The sequence below is a fragment of the Microbacterium testaceum genome (assembly GCF_001476285.1).
GTDB classification, from domain to species: domain Bacteria; phylum Actinomycetota; class Actinomycetes; order Actinomycetales; family Microbacteriaceae; genus Microbacterium; species Microbacterium testaceum_B.
Genome location: NZ_LDRU01000009.1, coordinates 23,251 through 42,275, shown reverse-complemented (window position 1 = coordinate 42,275; position 19,025 = coordinate 23,251). Strand labels below are relative to the sequence as shown.

Below are 19,025 nucleotides of genomic sequence, written 5' to 3'. Positions count from 1 at the left end.
CGCGGATGCCGCGACCTCGACCTCGTCAGTCCGGATCCGTCGCGCGGCTGAGCGGACCCGTTCCCCCGCGCGGGGGCTGCTTGCGCTGATCGGACAGTTCGCCGCCGACGCGCCCGCCGTACGGACGGCCGTGATCGGCGAACTCCGCACGGAAGTAGGCCAAACGCCAGTCGCCGAGTTCGATCCGCGCCCCCGTGCGCAGGATCCGCCCGTCGCCGCGGCGCCCCTCGACGGACGCTCCACCGCCCCCGACCGCGTCGAAGCCGTAGAGCACGTACTCGTCGTCGCCCTCGTGCCGGATCTCGGCATGCACGGGTGCCAGGCCCGGCAGGCGCAAGTCGGCCTCGTCGCCCGAGCCGATGACCGTGCGCTCGGGCAGGAGGTCGAACTCGCGCGGTGGCTTCCCGTCCCAGGTCGCCGACCCGACGGCGAAGATGAGACGCGGTCGCCCAGACCCCGGCGTGTAGTGCGTCGTCGTGATGCGGCGACGTACCGTGCGGTTGACGGTGGGCACGAGCGGCAGGGGCGTTCCGGGCGGCACCGGCACCGACGGACCCCGGTCGCGCCGGACGAGCAGCGGCGCGACCGCCGCGACCGACCCCAGCCGGATGTGCGGCGAGCCGGTGACCACTCGCTGCAGAACACTGCTGCGCACATCCCCGAGGTGCAGGATCGGCCCCTCCGGCCCCTCCACGCGCACTGAGATCCCGCGCGCGGCGAGCGCGTCGGCGACGGTCGCGAGTTCGGCGAGCGTGCGCCGGCCGTTGCCGGGCAGGCGCGACGGATCGTTGATCACGACGCGCACCTCCGACCCCGCGGCGGTGACGGTCCCCTCGAACGGCGGGGTGCCGGCATCCGCCCCTCCGACTTGCTCGGCGAAGGTCAGGTCGATGTCGAGGCGCACCATCTCGGCGCCGCCTCTCAGTTGCCGCGGTACGGGTCGGAACCCGCCGCGGTGTCATCGCTGGTGGTGACGCGCAGCGTGCCGTTGAGCTTCCACGTGGCGCGGGGAGCGTCGGGCCCGATGTCGCGCGGCACCTCGATCGTCATGTCGACGAACGAATAGTTCACGGCTGCGCCTCGGCCGGTCAGGTACGACCACATCTCGCGACCGAGGTCGGTCCAGTCGGTGATCGAGTGCCCCGACGGCCCCGCGGGGTCGGCGAACGGGTCGGTGGTGACGGTGGAGTCGGACATGACGGCATCCCTTCGGTCGGTGAGGGCCACCAGGCTCCCACCGGGGACGGAACGCGAAGAAGGGATTGCGCTTCGCGTCCTGCTGAGGCAGCGTCCGTCAGGGACTCAAGTGGTGCGCGCCGTCGGGCAGGCGACGACGGCGCCACGACCCGAGGATGTGCTCCTCCATCGCGACGCGCGCCGCGACCGCGTTGCGGGCCTCGATCGCCTCGAACACCCGCTCGTGCTCCGCGAGGGTGCGGGGCACCGCGTCGACGGGGTTGTTGCCGTCCCACCGGGCGCTCTGTCGCGGACGCACGAAGAACGAGCGCGCGATGGTCGCCGCGATCTGGTTCTTGGACGCCGACATGACCGAGAGATGGAACTGCATGTCGGCCTCGAGGAAGGCGGGATTGTCGTCCTGCAGACGACGCATGTCGTGCAGGTGACCCTGGATCTGCAACAGCGACTCGGCGCTCCCGGTCGCCGCGACCTCGCTCGCCATGACGCCCTCGAGCGCGGCCCGCACCACACTCACCTCGTCGAGCACACCGAGCGACTCGTCGTGACGCACGAGCGAGTCGAAGACGAGGGGGTCGAGCACGTTCCAGTCGTTGAAGGGACGCACGCGCGTGCCGCGCCCCTGGGCGACCTCGACGAGACCCTTCTCCTGGATGCGCTTGACGCACTCGCGGATCACGGTGCGGCTGACCCCGAACTCGTCGCACAGGGCCTGCTCCGGCGGAAGGTACTCCCCGATGGCGACGGCACCCGTGACGATCGACTCGACGAGATCCTCCAGAACCCGGGCGCCGATCCGATCGATCTGTCCCCGCTTCGGCACCCCGGCGCGAGGCTCGGCGGCGGGAAGCATGGAGAGCACTCTACTCCGCCTACCGCTCCACGCTCCGGCGGACGCCGAGTTCGAGACCGGTGCGACTGTCGCGCACGTGCGGGCCCTGCTCACCGCCCCACACGAACTCCGCCGCGCCCGCGTGGAGCGCCTCGTCGATCGCGATCCCTCCCCCGGGGAGATCGCCCAGCACGAGGCCGCCGTCGGCCACCTCGTAATCGACGGTGACACCGGTCGGCATCTGCGCGGTGGTGACCTCCGTCAGCAGGTGATTGGGGATCGCCGTGGCCACCGCCATCGTCGAGGGGTTCGAGGTCATCCCGATGGGGCTCACGGCCAGGTCGCGCGCGTGGGCCGCCACGGCCACCCGCAACGAGTGGGTCACGCCCCAGACCGCCGCCGCCTGGACGATGTCGACGGCCTCCGCATCGAAGAGCTGACGGTACTGCTCGAGCCCCGTGAGGTTCTCGCCCGTCGCGACGGCCGGGGAGATGGCATCCCGCAGCCGTCGCATACCGGCCGCATCCCAGCGACGGAGCGGCTCCTCGACCCACGCGATCTCGACGCTCTGTTCGAGGTGCTGGATGTAGCGGATGGCCTGCGGCAGGTTCCACGACTCGTTCGCGTCGAGCATGACCAGCGGCTCGTCGGTCGCTTCGCCGAGCACGTCGCGCACGAGCGCGAGCCGCTCGGCGTCGTGCCGGTAGTTGCGGCCTCCCTTGAGCTTGGCCGCGGTGAAGCCGCGGTCGCGCATCGAGGCGTAGAACTCGGAGAGTCCCGTGGCGTCCAGGGCGATGTCGAGCCCCGACGCATAGCCCGGGATGTACCGGTCGCGGCCCCCGAGCAGGCGCCACAGCGGCTCGCCCAGGGCTTTCGCCTTGATGTCCCAGAACGCGCTGTCGAGGGCACCGATGCCTCCGAAGACGGCACCGCCGTGCCCGTTCTTGAACATGCGCGCGATCATCCGGTCGTACAGCCACGACGTCGCGCGCGGGTCCTCGCCCTCGACGGCCTCGAAGAGCTGCGGGATGCCGTCGTGCATCCCCATCCCGACGCCCTCGATGCCCTCGTCGGTCTCGACGATGACGAGAGGCAGGGCCGTGACGCCGGAGGCGATGAACCCGTTGACGTCGCCGACGGGGCGCCCCCAGTCGAGCGTGGTGTTGATCAGGCGGTAGCCGGTGATCTTCATGACTGAACCTCTTCTCCCCGGGTGACCGGGGTCATTCCTTCGTCCCGCCCGCCGTCATCCCCTCGACGAGGAATCGCTGCGAGAACAGGAACACGATGAGGATCGGCGCGATCGACACGATCGTGGCCAGAGCCATCACCGGCAGGTCGAGAGTGACGGATGCCGAGGACGTGGGGTTGAACAGCGGCACGTTCGACAGCAGCTCGGCGAGTCCCACCTGGATCGGGGCCTTCCGACCGGGCTCCATCACGAACGGCAGGAAGTAGTTGTTCCAGTTGCCGACGAGGTTGAAGAAGCCCACGAGGGCGATCACGGGAGTGGCGAGGGGTAGGGCCACCGAGCGGAAGACCCGCAGCTCGCTCGCGCCGTCGATGCGCGCCGCGTTCAAGAGGTCCTGCGACACGCTCGTCGTGAAGTAGATGTACGTGAGGTACACCCCGAACGGGAAGAACGAGAACGGCAGGATGACGGCCCACGGCGTGCCGACCAGCTTGAGCGCGCTCATCTCCAGGAACACCGGCAGGACGAGCGCGGTGTTGGGGATGAGCATGACGACGAGCGTGAGGATCAGCAGGACCCCGCGGAAGCGGAACTTCGTCATCGCGAGCGCGTAGCCGGCGGGGATCGTGACGATGAGGGTGATCACCAGCGCCACGCCGGTGTAGAGCGCGGCGTTGCCCGTCCACTGCCAGATGATGCCGTTCTGGAACTCGCTCAGCCGCGACCAGTTGTCGGCGATCGTCGCGAACGAGCCGAACGAGAACGGCGGCTGGCCGGTCAGCTCGGTGGAGGATTTGGTGGGCGCGAGCAGGAGCCAGACGATCGGCATCCCGAAGACGAAGACGAAGACCAGGATGACGACGGTGACGAGAGCCTTCCCGAGGAAGGCGGCGGGGGTCAGGGTGCGCCGTGTCGCGCGTGCTCCCGACTCGCTCGCGCGCGAGTCCGCTGCGCGCGAGGTCGTTCGTGTTTCAGTCGCGTTCAAAGAGTCCTCCTCGGAAGACGAAGAAGGCCGCGAGGCCGGCGGCGACGACGAGCAGCATCAGCGAGATGGCCGCGGAGCCGTTGAAGTCGTTCTGACGGAAGGCGTAGAGGTAGGCGACCTGGTTGAGGGAGTAGTCCAGGCCCACGACGCCCTTGCTCGCCTGGGACAGCACGCGCGGCTCGACGAAGAGCTGCGTACCGGCGGCGAGCGACATGACGGCCATGTACGCGATCCACTTCCGCAGCAGCGGGATCTGGATGTACCAGGCGGTGGCGATCGGGCCTGCTCCGTCGATGCGGGCGGCTTCCATGACCTCGACGTTGATGTTGTTCAGGGCGCCGTACATGATGACGATCCACCCACCGGCGCCCGCCCAGAAGGCGATGACCGTGAAGACCACCGGGAGGTTGCCCTCGTTGCCGACGACGTCGACGAAGGTGTTGAAACCCAGCGCACGGAGGAGGCCGCTGACCGGGCTGACGGTCGGATCGAGCATGAAGAGCCAGAGCAGCACGCTCGACGCCCCGGCCAGGGCGCCCGGGATGTAGAAGATGAAGCGCGATGCCGACGACAGCCAGCGGACGCGGATCGCGTGGACGATCACCGCGAGGATCACGACGATGACGATGAGGCTCGTCAGCCAGATGGCGATGAACGCGGCGACATGGCCGACGGCGGGGAGGAAGCGGTAGTCCTGCACCGCCTTCAGGAAGTTGTCGAAGCCGACGAAGGCTCCGTCCTTGGTGAACGCCAGGTAGGCGGCGTAGAGGGTCGGCAGGATGCCGAACGCCAGGAGCAGGACGACGTATCCGCTGACCATCAGGTAGCCGAACGTCGACTGGGCTCGACGCAGAGAGAGCATGCTCACGTCCGTTCTCAGGGGAAGGGGCTGGCCGCATCCGCTCGTGAATGCGGCCAGCCCTGAGGAGGTGCGGGGGTTATTTCTCGACGTCGTAACCCTGGACCTGCGCCTGGTTGTCCATCTCGGTCTGCCACGCCTGGGTGGCGTCCGAGAGGGGCTTACCGGCGCTGATCACCGGGAGGGCGACCTTCGAGAACGCCGCCTCGATGCTGAAGCTCGGGTAGCCCCAGCCCTGCCAGACGGAGCTGGCCGCGGTCGAGATGCTGGACTGCAGATCGCCGGTGAAGAAGCCCTGGGCGGCCTGCTCCTTGAGCCACGCGTCGGCCGCGGACTGGTAGGCGGGCAGACCGGAGGCGAGCTTCACGGAGTCGTCGGAGCTCGTGACGTACGTGAGGAAGGTCTTCACGGCCTCGAGGTTCTTCGAGTGGCTCGAGGCGTACCAGACGCCGCCACCGACGTTGCCGGTCACCTTGTCGCCGTCCGACCACGTGAGCGGAGCACCGGCGCCGATGGTGCCGGCGGTGTAGTTCAGGCTCTTCTCGTTGTCGAACAGCGCGCCCGCGTACCAGGCCGGGCCGGGGATGCCGACGAGCTTGTCCTTGTACTTCGACACGAAGTCGGCGCCGAAGACGCTGTCGGTCACGAGCGTGCCGTTGGCCAGCATGTGGTCGATCAGATCGGTCGCCTTCTTCGAGTTCGGGTCGGAGAAGTTCGAGGTGAAGGTGTTGCCGTCGACCTGGAAGATCGGGGCCTCGGCACCCCAGTAGTACACGTAGGGGGCCTGGAACGAGTCGCCGACCGAGCCGAGGATGTAGCCGGGGTGCTCGGCGGCGATCTTGTCGCTGAGCGCCTCGTAGTCCTCCCACGTCGTGGGGACGGAGTATCCGAACTGGTCGAGCAGCGGCTTGTTGTACCAGAACAGCACCGGCGCGAGGTCGTTGCGGAGGCCGTAGACGGTGTCGTCGACGGTCATGGGGCCGAGGGCGCCCTTGGTGAAGCCGTCGAGGAAGCTCTGGTCGAAGAAGCCCTTGTTCAGCGGGGCGGCGAACGCCTGCTGTCCGTTGTTCTCCTTCGACGCCCATGAGGTGTCGTTCTGCTGCGTCGAGAACACGACGTCGGGCCAGCCTTCGCCGGACTGGTCAAACAGAGCGACCTTCTGCTGGAACGATCCGGATCCGCCGGAGCCGCCGTCGTAGGTCTCGATGTTGATCTTGACGTCGGGGTTGGCCTTTTCGAACGCCTGTGCGATCGGCTCGCGCGACGAGTCCACCCAGACGGTGATGGTGCTGGACGGGTCCTGCTCGGCGGCGGTGAAGCCGTACTGGCTGTCGGACTCGTTGCCGCCGGTCCCGGTGCTCGGGCTGCACGCGGTGAGGGCGAGGGTGGACGCCACGGCGACTCCGCCCACGAGGGCGAGGCGACGGCGAGCGCGGGAAACATGCTGCGTCATTGCGGAAGCTCCTGTCTTCTTCGACGAGGTCGGGTGACCGGATGCCAGCATAGGGCATACGTCATATGTTTGCGCAACAGGCGAAATGAATCCGTGATCGAAGCGCGCGTCAGCCGCGTGATTCCGGGGAAGTCGTCCGACCTCTGCGGGAACTGCCGCTTAAGCCGCGACGGTCATCGTCGTCGCGACCACCATCGCGGCGTGCTCGCGCAGCGTCTGGAGCATCCGCGCCGCCTGAGGGTCAGTACACGTACTCCATCAGCTCGACGCCGAGCACGCGGAACGCGTCGTGTGCGCGCAGCCGGTGCGAGATCGAGAGGTCGTCGAAGTTGACGATGAGCGCGTACGCGACTCCCGCGCGGGGGCCGCCGAGCACTCCCGCCTCGGCCCGCACCCCGGCCGCCCGACCCGTCTTGTTGATGAACAGCAGCCCGTGCTGGTCGTTCTCGTGCGCGAACGGATCGAGACCGGTGGCGGATGCCACGAGCGAGAGGTCGTGGTTCAGGCTCAACCACTCCGCGACCTGGGCGCTGACGCCGGGCGAGACCACCGTCGAGTTCACGAGACCGGCGAACAGCTCCGCCATCTCACGGGCGGTCGAGAGCGCGACGTGCGGAGCGTCGTCCGGGCCGCGGTCGTCGCGGAAGCGATCGAGGAGCGCCGTCCGGCGCATCCCCAGCTGCTCCGACCGCGCGCGCACGGCCTGCAGGCCCACGCGCTGCAGGAGGGCGTTGACCGCGAGCGCGTCGCCGGCCGAGGCGGCGAGCACCGCGACGTCGGCGATCGGCAGCGCGGGGGCCTTGAGATGCTGCCACATGCCGCCGACCGCGGCGCCGTGCACGGTCGAGCGGTCGATGATCTCGAGCGCGTCGATCGTGCCCGCCTCGATGGATGCCGCGACCTCGATGAGGAGCGGGACGACGCCGAGCCCCCCGACCGGGAGGGTCAGGAAATCGTCGCCCCCGAGCACCTGCGCCCCGCCGTCCAGCTCGTCGATGCGCACCGAGACGCGCGCACCCGACGCGGCGAGCTCGTCGAGCGCGCGCAGCGTCGCCGTGAACGAGCGTCGCCCGGCCGCGGCGCGGCGCGGAAGACGCTTCGGCCCCTTCCGCCCAGCCCCCCGGAGAGCGGGCGCGTCGCGTCGCGACGACTCGACGGCACCGCCGAGGGGCTCGGGGGTGGCGGGTTCGGGAACCGGGGGCATGCCCACGAGCGTGGCTCCTTCCGGGTCAGAAGAGCAACAAACTCCGCCTCACCAAATGGTGACGCGCTGGTCTGCGTCGAGCCAGAGAGCGTCGCCCTCGGTCACCTCGAACGCCTCGTAGAAAGCATCGATGTTACGCACGATCTGATTGCAGCGGAACTCGTTGGGCGAGTGCGGATCGATCGTGAGGAGGCGGATGGTCTCGGCATCCCGGCCCTTCTGCTGCCACACCTGCGCCCAGCTGAGAAGAAGACGCTGGATGCCACTGAGCCCGTCCACGACCGGACCTTCGGGGTCCTGCCCCTCGGCTTCGAGCGAGAGGCGGTAGGCCGAGATCGCGATACCGAGTCCGCCCAGGTCGCCGATGTTCTCACCGATCGTGAGGGCGCCGTTGACGTGGTGCTCCTCGGACAGCCCCTCGGGGACGAGCGCGTCGTACTGGGCGATCAGGGCCTTGGTCCGCTCCTCGAACGCCGCGCGGTCGGCATCCGTCCACCAGTCGCGCAGCGACCCGTCGCCGTCGAACCGGCTGCCCTGGTCGTCGAAGCCGTGCCCGATCTCGTGGCCGATCACGGCACCGATCCCGCCGAAGTTGGCGGCGGAGTCGCGGTCGGCGTCGAAGAACGGGTACTGCAGGATCGCCGCGGGGAAGACGATCTCGTTCATGAGCGGGTTGTAGTACGCGTTCACCGTCTGCGGGGTCATGTGCCACTCGTCGCGGTCGATCGGCTGACCGACCTTGGCGAGCTGACGGTCGTGCTCCCAGACGTTGGCCCGGCGGACGTTGCCGATGAGGTCGTCGGCGGTGATCTCGAGGTCGCCGTAGTCCTTCCAACGCACGGGGTAGCCGATCTTCGGCGTGAAGGCGTCGAGCTTCGCGAGCGCGCGCTCGCGCGTTTCGGCGGTCATCCACTCGAGCGAGCGGATCGAGCGGCGGTAGGCCTCGATGAGGTGCGCGACGAGACCGTCCATGGCCTCTTTGGCTGCCGGCGGGAAGTGCCGCTCGACGTAAACCTTGCCGATCGCCTCGCCCAGAGCGGCCTCCGCGAGGCTCACGCCGCGCTTCCACCGCTCGCGGTTCACGGGAACACCCGTGAGCTGGGTGCCGTAGAACGAGAAGTTCTCGGCGACGAAGGCGTCGGGCAGGAACGCCGCCGCGGAATGCACGACCTTGAAGCGCAGCCAGGCCTTCCAGTCGTCGAGGCGCTCCGCGACGAGCAGTTCGCCGAGGGACTCGACGAAGCTCGGCTGGTAGACGACGACCTCGGCGAGCGCGTCCTCGTGACCGGGGGCGACGCCCGCCCGCCACGCGGCGAGGTCGACGCCGGCGAGAGCGACGGTGTCGTCCCACGACTTCAGGTTGTAGGTCTTGACCGCGTCGCGGCTGTCTTCGCGCGACCAGTGGTGGGTCGCGATCTCGGTCTCGAGGGCGAGGACCCGCGCGGCGTCGTCGGCCGCATCGGCCACGCCCGCGAGGTCGAGGATGCGCTCGATGTGCGCGCGGTAGGCGTCGCGCGTATCGGCGAAGTTGTCGAGGCGGTAGTAGCTCTCGTCGGGCATCGAGAGGCCGCCCTGGTAGAGGACGGGGACGTACCGCGTCGGGTCGCCCGGGTCTGGCTCGACGAAGAGGGCGATCAGACCGCTCATGCCCTCGCGCTCGAACTCGCCCGTGAGCCGCAGGAGCCCGGCGACGTCGTGCACCTCGTCGACCCGTCGCAGCTGCTCCTCGATCGGCGTCCGGCCGAGCTCGTCGATGCGGGCGGTGTCCATGAAGCTCGCGAACAGGTCGCCGATCTTGCGGGCCTCGCTGCCCGGTTCGGCCTGCTGCGACTCCTCCACGATCGCGCGGACGTCCTTCTCGGCCTGCTCGGCGATGAGGTGGAAGGCGCCCCAGCGCGCCTTGTCCTCGGGGATCTCGGTGCGCTCGAGCCAGCGGCCGTTGACGTGGCGGAACAGGTCGTCCTGCGGGCGGATCTCGTCGCTCAGTTCGTCGAGCGCGAGGCCGGAACGGGGGGTCTCGGTCATTCAGCCAGGATAAATCCCCGTTGTTCGGTGCGGGCTGGGGACGGCGACATCGCCTCCCTCGCGGTGCTTGTCGCGGGGTGCCCGGGCACCTACTCGCTTCGGCTCCCCCCTCGCGACGCCGTCACATATGAAGCCCGCGCTCGCGCCCGCCCCACGCGATGTCGGCGGGTCGCCATAGGCTCGACGCGTGACCACGCGACCGCCCGAGACGCTCAACCGGTCGATCCTCCGCCTGGCCATCCCGGCGCTCGGTGCGCTCATCGCCGAGCCGCTGTTCCTCATCGTCGACGCAGCCATGGTCGGGCACCTCGGCGTCGCCCCGCTCGCGGGGCTCGGGATCGCGGGGGCGGTCCTGCACACCATCGTCGGCCTCATGGTGTTCCTCGCCTACTCCACCACTCCCGCCGTGGCGCGACGATTCGGCGCGGGCGAGGTCGGGCGCGCGGTCTCGGTCGGGATCGACGGCATGTGGCTCGCGCTCACCCTGGGCGCCGTCCTGGCTCTCGCCGGCGTGTGGTCCACCCCGGCGGTCGTCGACGCGTTCGGCGCGGCTCCCGACGTCGCCGAGAACGCCCGCGTCTACCTGTCGATCTCGATGTGGGGTCTTCCCGCCATGCTCATCGTCTTCGCGGCGACGGGCCTGTTGCGCGGGTTGCAGAACACCGTGACCCCGCTGTGGATCGCGGGCGTGGGATTCGCCGCCAACGCGGCTCTCAACGCCGTCTTCATCTACGGATTCGGCTGGGGGATCGCAGGGTCGGCGGTGGGCACCGTCATCGCGCAGTGGGCGGTGGTCGGCGCCTACGTGGTCGTGGTGGGCCGGCTCGCGCGGCGGCACACGGCATCCCTCCGTCCGGAGCGCGCCGGCCTCGGGGGCACCGCCCGCTCGGGCGGGTGGCTGTTCCTGCGGACGCTGAGCCTGCGCGCGGCGTTCCTCGCCACGGTCGCCGTCGCCACGCAACTGGGGTCGGCGGAGCTCGCGGGGTGGCAGATCGCGTTCACGATCTTCTCCACGGCGGCTTTCGCGCTCGACGCCCTGGCGATCGCCGCTCAAGCCCTGATCGGCGCGGGTCTCGGGGCCGGTGATCTCGCGGCCGTGCGCCGCGTCCTGCAGCGCACAGTCGCCTGGGGGGTGTGGTTCGGTGTCGCGGTCGGCATCGTCATCGCCGCTGCGTCCGGCGTCGTCGGGATCGTCTTCACCGGCGACCCCGCGGTCGCCGCGCTCATCCAACCGGCGCTGCTCGTGCTCGCCGTCGCTCAACCGCTCGCGGCGGTCGTGTTCGTGCTCGACGGCGTGCTCATCGGCGCCGGAGACGCGCGGTACCTGGCACTCGCGGGCGTGCTCAACCTCGTCCCGTACGCTCCTGCCCTCGCGGCGGTCGCCCTCTGGGCAGGCGGAGGCGCGGCTGGTCTCGCGTGGCTGTCGGCCGCGTTCTTCGGCGTGTACCTGCTCGCCCGGGTCGTCACACTGGGCCTGCGCGTGCGCGGTCAGCGATGGCTGATGGCGGTCGCCTGAACCCGCGATCTCCGCGAGAGGGTACGGCGCCAGCGCGATGCGGCGCGAGCACCGCGGCGAAAACCGAAGCTCGTAACTCCGCGGGACGACAGACGGGGCGGGCACCGAGCCGGACGCCCGCCCCGCCTGCTCACGTGTACCAGGTGGGAACCGGCACCTGACCCCGCAACACATACTCGCCGACCTCGCGCTTCTTGTACGCGATGGGGTCGTGCAGGCTGTGCGTGCGGAGGTTCCGCCAGAAGATGTCGAGGCCGACCGCGTTCGACGTCGCCCGCGCTCCCGTGAGCTCGTAGATCTTCGAGGCGACCTCGAGCCCGTCGTCGACGATGCGGAGCTTTCCCGCGGCGATCCGCACCGCGATCTCGCCGCGTCGGCGCTCGGTCAGCTCCTCGCGCGGTGCGTGCAGCACGGCGCTGATCTCGGCACCCACGGCGTCGAGCAGCGCCTCGTCGGCCCAGAGCTTCGACTGCAGCGTGCCGTACCCCTCGAGCAGATACCACTCCTCGGTCGCCCGCTGCTTGTCGTCCCCGCCGTACGGCCACGGGCGCGTGCGCTCACGCGTGTACGACGACGCGGTCTCCAGGGCACCCTGCGCGATACCGAGGTAGAAGTTCGCGAAGACGAGCTGGATCGCCGGGACGTTGAGGGTGTTGTAGACGAGCGGCTGGAACTGCTTGTCGACGAAGCCCGCGGCATCCGTCCACGGCACCCGCACGTCGCGGATCTCGACGGATCCCGACTCGGTGAGGCGCTGACCGAGGTTGTCCCAGTCGCCGGCGAAGACGATCCCCTCCTGCGCGGTGGGGACGATCGCGAAGATGTGCGTCTCGGTACCCTCGAGCACGCCTTCGAGGACCGTCAGGTCGGAGACGCGCCCGCCGGTGGAGAACGACTTGCGACCCGAGAAGATGAGGTGATCGCCGTCTTCACGGATCACCAGATCGGAGTCGCGGGGGTTGACCGCCCCGCCGAACAGGAACGCGTTCGAGGTGTAGAGCTCCTCGACGGCAGCGATCTGGGTGTCGGTGGCGACCAGGCGCGCCGCCCATGCCCAGAGATAGTGGTATCCGAGCAGTTGACCGATCGAGCCGTCGCCACGGGCCACCGCACGAATGACCTTGTACGCCGTGTCCCACGATTCACCGGCGCCGCCGTGCTCGTGGGGACCGAGGAGAGTCACCAGGCCCGACTCCTTGAGCAGATCGACCTCTGTGAAGGGGGCTCGATTCGCCCGATCGCGCTCGACCGCGTCGACGGCGAGGATGTCGGCGACCTCGCCGGCGCGCTCGATCCAGCCGGCGCTAGTGTGTGGAGGGGCTGCGTCCCGCCAACGGTCGGCCAGACCCTTCGTCGCTGAATCCGTGATCGTCATGATCATTCCTTCCCAGGTGTGTGATTCGGTGTCGCGCCCTTCACCGGCTGCCACCGGAGAAGGGCCGGCTGCTCGACTCGCGGCGGGGCGCATCCTCGCCCCGCGTCTAGCAACCGCGTGCGGCCAGTAAACCTCCGAGCTCGCCTCGGCGGCCGCGTGTTACCGACAAAGACCGCGTATGTCGAGAATCGACGTCACGCTCCGGGAATCACGCCCAGCGACGACACCACTCGTACATGACGACGGCGGCGGCCGAAGCCGCGTTGATCGATCGAGTCGACCCGTACTGGGTGATCTCGACGACAGCGGATGCCGCGGCGAGCGCCTCGGGAGAGAGCCCCGGCCCCTCCTGCCCGAAGAGCAGCACGCACGCCTCGGGGAGGTCGGCGCGGTCGACCGGCACCGACCCGTCGACGTTGTCGATCGCGATCACGGGGAGTCCGGCGTCCCGCGCCCACGCGGTGAACGCGTCGACGTCCTCGTGGTGGCGCACGTGTTGGTAGCGGTCGGTCACCATCGCGCCGCGACGGTTCCAGCGGCGCTTGCCGATGATGTGGACCTCGGCCGCGAGGAAGGCATTCGCGCTGCGGACGATCGAACCGATGTTGAGGTCGTGCTGCCAGTTCTCGATCGCGACGTGGAACGGATGCCGCTTCGCGTCGAGGTCCGCGACGATCGCCTCCATCGTCCAGTAGCGGTACTCGTCGACGACGTTGCGGCGGTCGCCCTCGGCGAGGAGCTCCGGGTCGTAGCGCGGATCGTCGGGCCACTCCCCCGACCAGGGACCGACGCCGTGGGTGGGAGCGTCCGCCGACTCGGGCGCGGAGCGCATGGCATCCGTCGGCTTGGTCTCGGCCGCGCCTTCCGGCGCCGGCGCGGGCTCGTCGGCATCCGTCACCGCCTCAGGCTACCCGGGCTGGATGATCGGCTCTCTTTTCGGCTGTCCGAAAAATGGGTAATATTTCGGGATGCCGAAAACTACCGAGGTGATCGACCGCCGACGCGCACCGGGGCGGGCCGCATGGCTCCTCGGACCCGCCATGGTCGCCGGCGTGGCCTACCTCGACCCCGGCAACGTCGCGAGCAACATGACCGCGGGCGCGAGCTTCGGGTACCTGCTCGTGTGGGTGGTCGTGCTGGGCAACGTGATGGCCTGGCTCATCCAGTACCTGTCGGCCAAGCTCGGCATCGTCACGGGCGAGAGCCTCCCGCAGATCCTGGGGCGCCGCCTCCGAGGCCGCGGGGCGCGCCGCGCTTACTGGCTCCAGGCGGAGCTCGTCGCGATGGCCACGGATGTCGCCGAGGTCATCGGCGGTGCCGTGGCGCTGCACCTGCTGTTCGGCATCCCCCTCGTCTGGGGCGGGGCGATCACGGGCGTCGTCTCGATGCTCCTGCTCCTCGTGCAGTCGCGCCGCGGCGCGCGGGCGTTCGAGACTGTGCTGATCGGCCTGCTGCTGATCATCTCGATCGGCTTCACCTTCGGCCTCTTCTTCGCTCCTCCCGACGCGAGCGGCGTCGTCGCCGGTCTGATGCCGCGGTTCGAGGGGACGAACTCGGTACTGCTGGCCGCGTCGATCCTCGGCGCGACGATCATGCCGCATGCGATCTACGCGCACTCGGCGCTCAGCCGGGACCGCTTCGCACCGGACGCACCGACCGAGGCTGCGGGCCTCGAGGATGCCCGCGGCATCTCGACCCGGCGCCTGCTTCGTGCCACGCGATGGGACGTCACGATCGCCCTGGCCGTCGCGGGGACCGTGAACCTCGCGATCCTGCTGCTGGCCGCGGCGAACCTCGCCGGGGTGGAGGGCACCGACAGTCTCGAGGGCGCGTACGCGGCGCTCCGCGACGGGCTCGGTCCGCTGGTGGCGACGATGTTCGCGGTCGGGCTCCTCGCCAGCGGGCTGGCGTCGACCTCGGTCGGCGCTTACGCGGGAGCGGAGATCATGCACGGCCTCCTGCGCGTCCGCGTCCCGCTGCTCGCGCGCCGTCTCGTGACGCTCGTCCCGGCCCTGGCGATCCTCGCGGTCGGCGTCGACCCGACGCTCGCGCTGGTGCTGAGCCAGGTGGTGTTGTCGTTCGGCATCCCGTTCGCCCTCGTTCCGCTCGTCGCCCTGACTTCCCGACGCGACCTCCTCGGCGACTATCGCAACCGCGCGATCACGACCGTGGCCGGGATCGTCGCCGCCGTCTTCCTCATCGCCTTGAATGCCGTCCTCCTGTGGCTCGTCCTCACCGGCGGATAGGCTTGCCCGCGTGGAATCGCCCGTAGCCGACGACTATCTCAAGGCGATCTACCACCACACCGAGTGGCAGAACGACCCCATCACCCCCTCACAGCTCGCCGCCGTCCTCGGACTCGCGCCCTCGAGCGTGACCGAGATGGTGAAGAAGCTCGCCGCGCAGGGACTCGTCACGCACCGCCCCTACGGCCCGGTCTCGCTCACCGCCGCGGGGCAGCGCCGCGCCGCGGGCGTCATCCGTCGACACCGCCTCATCGAGACGTGGCTCGTCCGCGAGTTCGGCTACGCCTGGGACGAGGTGCACGACGAGGCCGAGATCCTCGAGCACGCCCTGAGCGACCGCCTGCTCGAGGGCATCGACGCCCGCCTCGGTCGACCCCGCTTCGACCCCCACGGCGATGCGATCCCGGATGCCACCGGCTCGGTCGACCGCGAACCCTTCGTGCTGCTTTCGGCGGCCGCCCCCGGGCACGCGGGCCGCGTGCTACGCGTCAGCGACCGCGACCCCGAGCTGCTCCGGGCGCTCGTCGAGCGCGGGATCGACGTGGGACACGAGCTCGAGGTCGTCTCCAAAGAGACGGTGCGTGCCGACGGCGTCAACGTCGAGCTGCCCCCGGGCGCGGGCGAGTCGGTCTGGCTGACGCGCTGAGGCCCCTGCCGCGGTTTCGCAACCGCGGTGTGCCGTCGTGCGGAGTGCTGAGCGGGTGCCCCGGGCCACCGCGCCGTCACACGGAGTCCGTGGCGACACGCCGGATGGCGGGCACCCCGGAACGGCGTGTCGCCCACGAACTCCGCCGGGCGGCACAGCACCCGGCGCCCGACGCCACCGTGCCGTCAAGCGGATTCCGTGACGACACGCCGACCCACAACCACCCCGCACCGGCGTGTCGCCCACGAACTCCGCCGCACGGCACGCCGAGCGGCAGCCGACCACCGCGCGCCGTTACGCGGAGTCCGCGGCGACATACCGACCCACAACCACCCGGCACCGGCGTGTCGCCCACGAACTCCGCCGCACGGCACAGCACACGAGCACCCCGAGGCGGGCACCGGCACGAACTCCGCCGCACGGCACACACGCCCGCCGTCACCGACACCACACGAACGGATGCCGAGGACCCGAGGCCCGCGCGCGGGATCCGCGACCGCTACGCTGACCCACACCGGCACCCGGCCGGCCCGGTGAACGCGAGGACCCATGACCCCTCCTGCGCAGGTGCGCCGCCCCGTCGCGGTGACCGTGGCGATCGTGCTGGTGTACATCGGCGGTCTGCTGAACACCGCTCTCGGCGTGCTCGTGCTGCTGTCGCGCTACGAGGTGAGCGCCGATCTCGTCCTGCCGGTGTCGCTGGTCGGGGCGGCAACAATCCTGCTCGGCCTCCTCACGGTCGCGGGCGGCTCGGCCCTCTCGCGCGGCAGCCGGCTGGCGCGCATCCTTCTCACGGCGTATCTCTCGGTGCTCGTCGTGCTGCAGGCGGTGGCCATGGCGTTGACGGAGCTCGACCCGATCCTCACCGTGGCGCTCATCGCCGCCCTCGCGGTGATCGCGGCCCTGTGGATCCCGCGCGCCGCCCGCCGCTACTTCACCCGCACGGCCGTCGAAGCCACCACCATCGTCTGACCCGGCACGAGCCCGGGCAGATCCTCCGACCCCGAGGCCTCGCGAACGCTACGCCGCGACCGCGTCGGCGGGCACTCGTCGAGCGAGCAGGCGACGCACGAAGCGGCGGTGCGCGAAGCGCACGGCCTCGATCGCGGCGAGCGCGGTGACGACGACCGCGGTGATCAACCACGCGCCGTCTTCGCCCGGGTCTTGCAACTGGAAGAACTCACCCAGCGCCGGAATCGTGAAGATCGCGGTGAGCGCGATGAACATCGCCCCGACCACGAGAACCTTCACGCGTGTGATGGGGCGCGACAGCACCGTGAGCACCCAGATCGCGACGATCGCGAGGATGATCGTCGCCCCGGTGCGCAGCTGCGCGACCGACAGACCGAGGTCCATCGCAAGCCGCGTGTAGACGGTCAGCGACACCGCGATCACGATGCCGGCCGGGATCGCGAAACTCAACGAGCGTTTCAGGAACCCCGGCACGTACCGTTGCGCGTTGGGGAGGAGCGCGAGGAAGAACGCGGGGATGCCGATGGTGAGGCCGTCGGTGATCGACAGCTGCCGCGGCAGGAACGGGAACTCCATGACCAGCACGCCGAAGAGGACGGCGAGCCCCGTCGCGTACACGGTCTTGGTGAGGAAGAGCATCGAGACGCGCTCGATGTTGGCGATCACCTGACGTCCCTCGGCCACGACCGACGGCAGGTGCGAGAAGCGCCCATCGAGCAGGACGAGACGCGCCACGGCCTTCGTCGCCGCCGCGCCCGAGTTCATCGCGATGCCGATGTCGGCGGTCTTGATCGCGAGCGCGTCGTTGACACCGTCACCGGTCATCGCCACGACGTGCCCTCGCGCCTGCAGCGCCGTCACGATCCGCTTCTTCTGATCGGGAGTCACCCGGCCGAACACCGTGTGCTCCTCGAGGACGCGTCCGAGCTCATCGTCGTCCTCGGGCAGTCGGCGCGCGTCGTACCCCTCCGCGACGTCGAGCCCGACTTCGCGCGCGATCGCGGCGACCGTGCGGGGGTTGTCGCCCGAGATCACCCGGACCGCGACGCCCTGTTCGCGGAAGAACGCCAACGCCCCGGCGGCATCCGGACGGACGGCCTCGATGAAGGTCAGCACCGCCACCGGGACGGGCTCGCCGCGGAACCGCTCCATCGACACATCGTCATCGTCGAGCGGCGATGGCGTGTGCGCGAGCACGAGGGTGCGCCGACCCGACGACGCGAGCCGGGTCACGGCGGCACCGAGCTCGGAGTCGGCATCGGCCGCCCGGTCGCCGAAGACCATCTCGGGAGCGCCGAGGACCCACGTGCCCGCCGCACGCTCGGCGAACGACACCGCGCTCCACTTGCGCGCCGACGAGAAGGGGATGCGGCGCGCGGGCTTGAGCGGGGAATCCACGGGGAAGGGGTCGCGCAGGCACCGCGCGGTCGCATTGGCGTCGTCGGCCTCGCCGTACCACCCGAGGGTCTCGCGCCAGCCGTCGCGCTCCGCGAGGGTCAGCGCATCGTCGAAACGGATCTCGCCCGCGGTCAGCGTTCCCGTCTTGTCGAGGCAGATCACGTCGACGCGAGCGAGTCCCTCGACCGCGGGCAGCTCGTTCACGAGCACCTTCTTGCCGGCGAGACGGGCCGCGCCGACCGCGAACGCGATCGAGGTCATGAGCACGAGGCCGAGCGGGATCATCGCCGTGAGCGAGGCGATCGTGTTGACCACCGCTTGCGACCACGTGCCCTGCCGGAAGGCCTCGGCCCACCCGCCGGCGACCATCATCTGCGCGTTCAGCACGAGCAGCCCCACGGGACCGATCCCCCACCCCACCCACTTCAGGACGCGGTCGATCGAGGTGCGCAGCTCGCTCGACACGAGCTGGAATTTCTTCGCCTCACTCGCGAAAGTGTTGGCGTACGACGCCGCTCCGACACGGGTCGCCCGCGCGGTGCCCTCTCCACCGACGACGATCGAGCCCGACAGTGCCTCGTCGCCGGGGCGCTTGTCGACGGCATCCGACTCGCCCGTCAGCATCGATTCGTCGATCTGCAGCCCCTGTGAGGCGACCACGCTCGCGTCGGCGGGGACCTGGTCGCCCGCGCGCAGCACCAGCAGGTCGTCGCGGACGACGTCGCCGGGCGCGATCTCGGCGTCGGCGCCGTCTCGCCGCACGCGGGCGCGCGGCGCGTTCAGCAGGGCGAGACGGTCCAGCGCGGCCTTCGCGCGGAACTCCTGCACGCAGCCGATCACCGCGTTCGAGAGCGCGGCGATGCCGAACAGGGCGTCCTGCCACCGCCCGAGCAGGAGCAGCACGAGGAAGCACGCGGCGACGATCCCGTTGAACAGCGTGAAGACGTTGGCGCGGACGATGTTCCACGCACTGCGACTCGTGTCGGCGGCGTACGCGTTGGTCTGCCCGGCGGCGACCCGTTCGGCGACGGCGGCGGCGGTCAGACCGCGGACGTCGTCGGCGTCGATGCTCTCGGCGGTCGCCTGGTCCATTCGATCACTGTAGGGGTAGCCCCCGACACGGAC

At 70.0% G+C, this 19,025-nt stretch carries 16 protein-coding genes; 4 read left to right on the top strand and 12 right to left on the bottom strand.

Features of this window, described 5'->3' with window-relative positions:
- Positions 1 to 25: 25 nt before the first annotated feature.
- The 9 genes from NS283_RS02350 to NS283_RS02310 form a co-directional block, all read right to left on the bottom strand.
- Positions 26 to 907 (bottom strand): FHA domain-containing protein, encoded by an 882-nt coding sequence (locus NS283_RS02350; protein ID WP_058595277.1) that lies wholly within the window; start codon positions 905 to 907, stop codon positions 26 to 28.
- Positions 908 to 921: 14 nt separating this feature from the next.
- A complete protein-coding gene (locus tag NS283_RS02345) occupies positions 922 to 1,197 on the bottom strand; it encodes a hypothetical protein (RefSeq protein WP_058595276.1) in 276 nt (91 codons plus the stop codon).
- 97 nt (positions 1,198 to 1,294) lie between these two features.
- Positions 1,295 to 2,050 (bottom strand): FadR/GntR family transcriptional regulator, encoded by a 756-nt coding sequence (locus NS283_RS02340; RefSeq protein ID WP_058595275.1) that lies wholly within the window; start codon positions 2,048 to 2,050, stop codon positions 1,295 to 1,297.
- A gap of 19 nt (positions 2,051 to 2,069) precedes the next feature.
- Positions 2,070 to 3,221 (bottom strand): mandelate racemase/muconate lactonizing enzyme family protein, encoded by a 1,152-nt coding sequence (locus NS283_RS02335; protein WP_058595274.1) that lies wholly within the window; start codon positions 3,219 to 3,221, stop codon positions 2,070 to 2,072.
- Between the two features lie 31 nt (positions 3,222 to 3,252).
- Positions 3,253 to 4,206, bottom strand: a complete 954-nt coding sequence (locus tag NS283_RS02330; RefSeq protein ID WP_241490352.1) for a carbohydrate ABC transporter permease — start codon at positions 4,204 to 4,206, stop codon at positions 3,253 to 3,255.
- The gene (locus tag NS283_RS02325; protein ID WP_058595296.1) at positions 4,193 to 5,068 is read right to left on the bottom strand and encodes a carbohydrate ABC transporter permease; all 876 of its coding nucleotides are present in this window, start codon (positions 5,066 to 5,068) and stop codon (positions 4,193 to 4,195) included. The genes NS283_RS02330 and NS283_RS02325 overlap by 14 nt, the downstream gene beginning before the upstream one ends.
- A gap of 76 nt (positions 5,069 to 5,144) precedes the next feature.
- Positions 5,145 to 6,518 carry an ABC transporter substrate-binding protein gene (locus NS283_RS02320; protein ID WP_058595273.1) on the bottom strand — a complete coding sequence of 458 codons (1,374 nt, stop codon included), beginning with the start codon at positions 6,516 to 6,518 and terminating at the stop codon, positions 5,145 to 5,147.
- Positions 6,519 to 6,759: 241 nt separating this feature from the next.
- Positions 6,760 to 7,722, bottom strand: a complete 963-nt coding sequence (locus tag NS283_RS02315; RefSeq protein WP_058595272.1) for a serine hydrolase — start codon at positions 7,720 to 7,722, stop codon at positions 6,760 to 6,762.
- A gap of 48 nt (positions 7,723 to 7,770) precedes the next feature.
- Complete coding sequence (locus NS283_RS02310) at positions 7,771 to 9,747, bottom strand: M13 family metallopeptidase (RefSeq protein ID WP_058595271.1); 1,977 nt, start codon at positions 9,745 to 9,747, stop codon at positions 7,771 to 7,773.
- Between the two features lie 187 nt (positions 9,748 to 9,934).
- Here NS283_RS02310 and NS283_RS02305 point away from each other — a divergent pair, with 187 nt between their 5' ends.
- Positions 9,935 to 11,263 carry an MATE family efflux transporter gene (locus tag NS283_RS02305; RefSeq protein ID WP_058595270.1) on the top strand — a complete coding sequence of 443 codons (1,329 nt, stop codon included), beginning with the start codon at positions 9,935 to 9,937 and terminating at the stop codon, positions 11,261 to 11,263.
- A gap of 130 nt (positions 11,264 to 11,393) precedes the next feature.
- On the opposite strand, the gene NS283_RS02300 is transcribed toward NS283_RS02305, so the two are convergent.
- Positions 11,394 to 12,638, bottom strand: coding sequence for an acyl-CoA dehydrogenase family protein (locus tag NS283_RS02300; protein ID WP_081317210.1), 1,245 nt, complete (start codon positions 12,636 to 12,638; stop codon positions 11,394 to 11,396).
- Positions 12,639 to 12,846: 208 nt separating this feature from the next.
- Entirely contained in the window at positions 12,847 to 13,470 is a 624-nt protein-coding gene (locus tag NS283_RS02295) for a TrmH family RNA methyltransferase (protein ID WP_058595294.1), read from the bottom strand.
- 136 nt (positions 13,471 to 13,606) lie between these two features.
- Here NS283_RS02295 and NS283_RS02290 point away from each other — a divergent pair, with 136 nt between their 5' ends.
- From NS283_RS02290 to NS283_RS02280, 3 genes are all read left to right on the top strand, one after another.
- The gene (locus NS283_RS02290; RefSeq protein WP_058595269.1) at positions 13,607 to 14,884 is read left to right on the top strand and encodes an Nramp family divalent metal transporter; all 1,278 of its coding nucleotides are present in this window, start codon (positions 13,607 to 13,609) and stop codon (positions 14,882 to 14,884) included.
- A gap of 10 nt (positions 14,885 to 14,894) precedes the next feature.
- Positions 14,895 to 15,530 (top strand): metal-dependent transcriptional regulator, encoded by a 636-nt coding sequence (locus NS283_RS02285; protein WP_058595268.1) that lies wholly within the window; start codon positions 14,895 to 14,897, stop codon positions 15,528 to 15,530.
- Between the two features lie 549 nt (positions 15,531 to 16,079).
- Positions 16,080 to 16,502 (top strand): hypothetical protein, encoded by a 423-nt coding sequence (locus NS283_RS02280; RefSeq protein ID WP_058595267.1) that lies wholly within the window; start codon positions 16,080 to 16,082, stop codon positions 16,500 to 16,502.
- 48 nt (positions 16,503 to 16,550) lie between these two features.
- On the opposite strand, the gene NS283_RS02275 is transcribed toward NS283_RS02280, so the two are convergent.
- Positions 16,551 to 18,992, bottom strand: coding sequence for an HAD-IC family P-type ATPase (locus NS283_RS02275; protein ID WP_058595266.1), 2,442 nt, complete (start codon positions 18,990 to 18,992; stop codon positions 16,551 to 16,553).
- Between the last annotated feature and the right edge of the window lie 33 nt (positions 18,993 to 19,025).

Excerpts from the sequence above, each read along its gene's own strand:
- NS283_RS02335 (WP_058595274.1), bottom strand. The coding sequence starts at position 3,221 with ATGAAGATCACCGGCTACCGCCTGATCAACACCACGCTCGACTGGGGG.
- NS283_RS02280 (WP_058595267.1), top strand. The coding sequence starts at position 16,080 with ATGACCCCTCCTGCGCAGGTGCGCCGCCCCGTCGCGGTGACCGTGGCG.
- NS283_RS02315 (WP_058595272.1), bottom strand. The coding sequence starts at position 7,722 with ATGCCCCCGGTTCCCGAACCCGCCACCCCCGAGCCCCTCGGCGGTGCC.
- NS283_RS02310 (WP_058595271.1), bottom strand. The coding sequence starts at position 9,747 with ATGACCGAGACCCCCCGTTCCGGCCTCGCGCTCGACGAACTGAGCGAC.
- NS283_RS02275 (WP_058595266.1), bottom strand. The coding sequence starts at position 18,992 with ATGGACCAGGCGACCGCCGAGAGCATCGACGCCGACGACGTCCGCGGT.
- NS283_RS02320 (WP_058595273.1), bottom strand. The coding sequence starts at position 6,518 with ATGACGCAGCATGTTTCCCGCGCTCGCCGTCGCCTCGCCCTCGTGGGC.
- NS283_RS02350 (WP_058595277.1), bottom strand. The coding sequence starts at position 907 with ATGGTGCGCCTCGACATCGACCTGACCTTCGCCGAGCAAGTCGGAGGG.
- NS283_RS02345 (WP_058595276.1), bottom strand. The coding sequence starts at position 1,197 with ATGTCCGACTCCACCGTCACCACCGACCCGTTCGCCGACCCCGCGGGG.
- NS283_RS02300 (WP_081317210.1), bottom strand. The coding sequence starts at position 12,638 with ATGACGATCACGGATTCAGCGACGAAGGGTCTGGCCGACCGTTGGCGG.
- NS283_RS02290 (WP_058595269.1), top strand. The coding sequence starts at position 13,607 with ATGCCGAAAACTACCGAGGTGATCGACCGCCGACGCGCACCGGGGCGG.
- NS283_RS02325 (WP_058595296.1), bottom strand. The coding sequence starts at position 5,068 with ATGCTCTCTCTGCGTCGAGCCCAGTCGACGTTCGGCTACCTGATGGTC.
- NS283_RS02295 (WP_058595294.1), bottom strand. The coding sequence starts at position 13,470 with ATGCGCTCCGCGCCCGAGTCGGCGGACGCTCCCACCCACGGCGTCGGT.
- NS283_RS02340 (WP_058595275.1), bottom strand. The coding sequence starts at position 2,050 with ATGCTTCCCGCCGCCGAGCCTCGCGCCGGGGTGCCGAAGCGGGGACAG.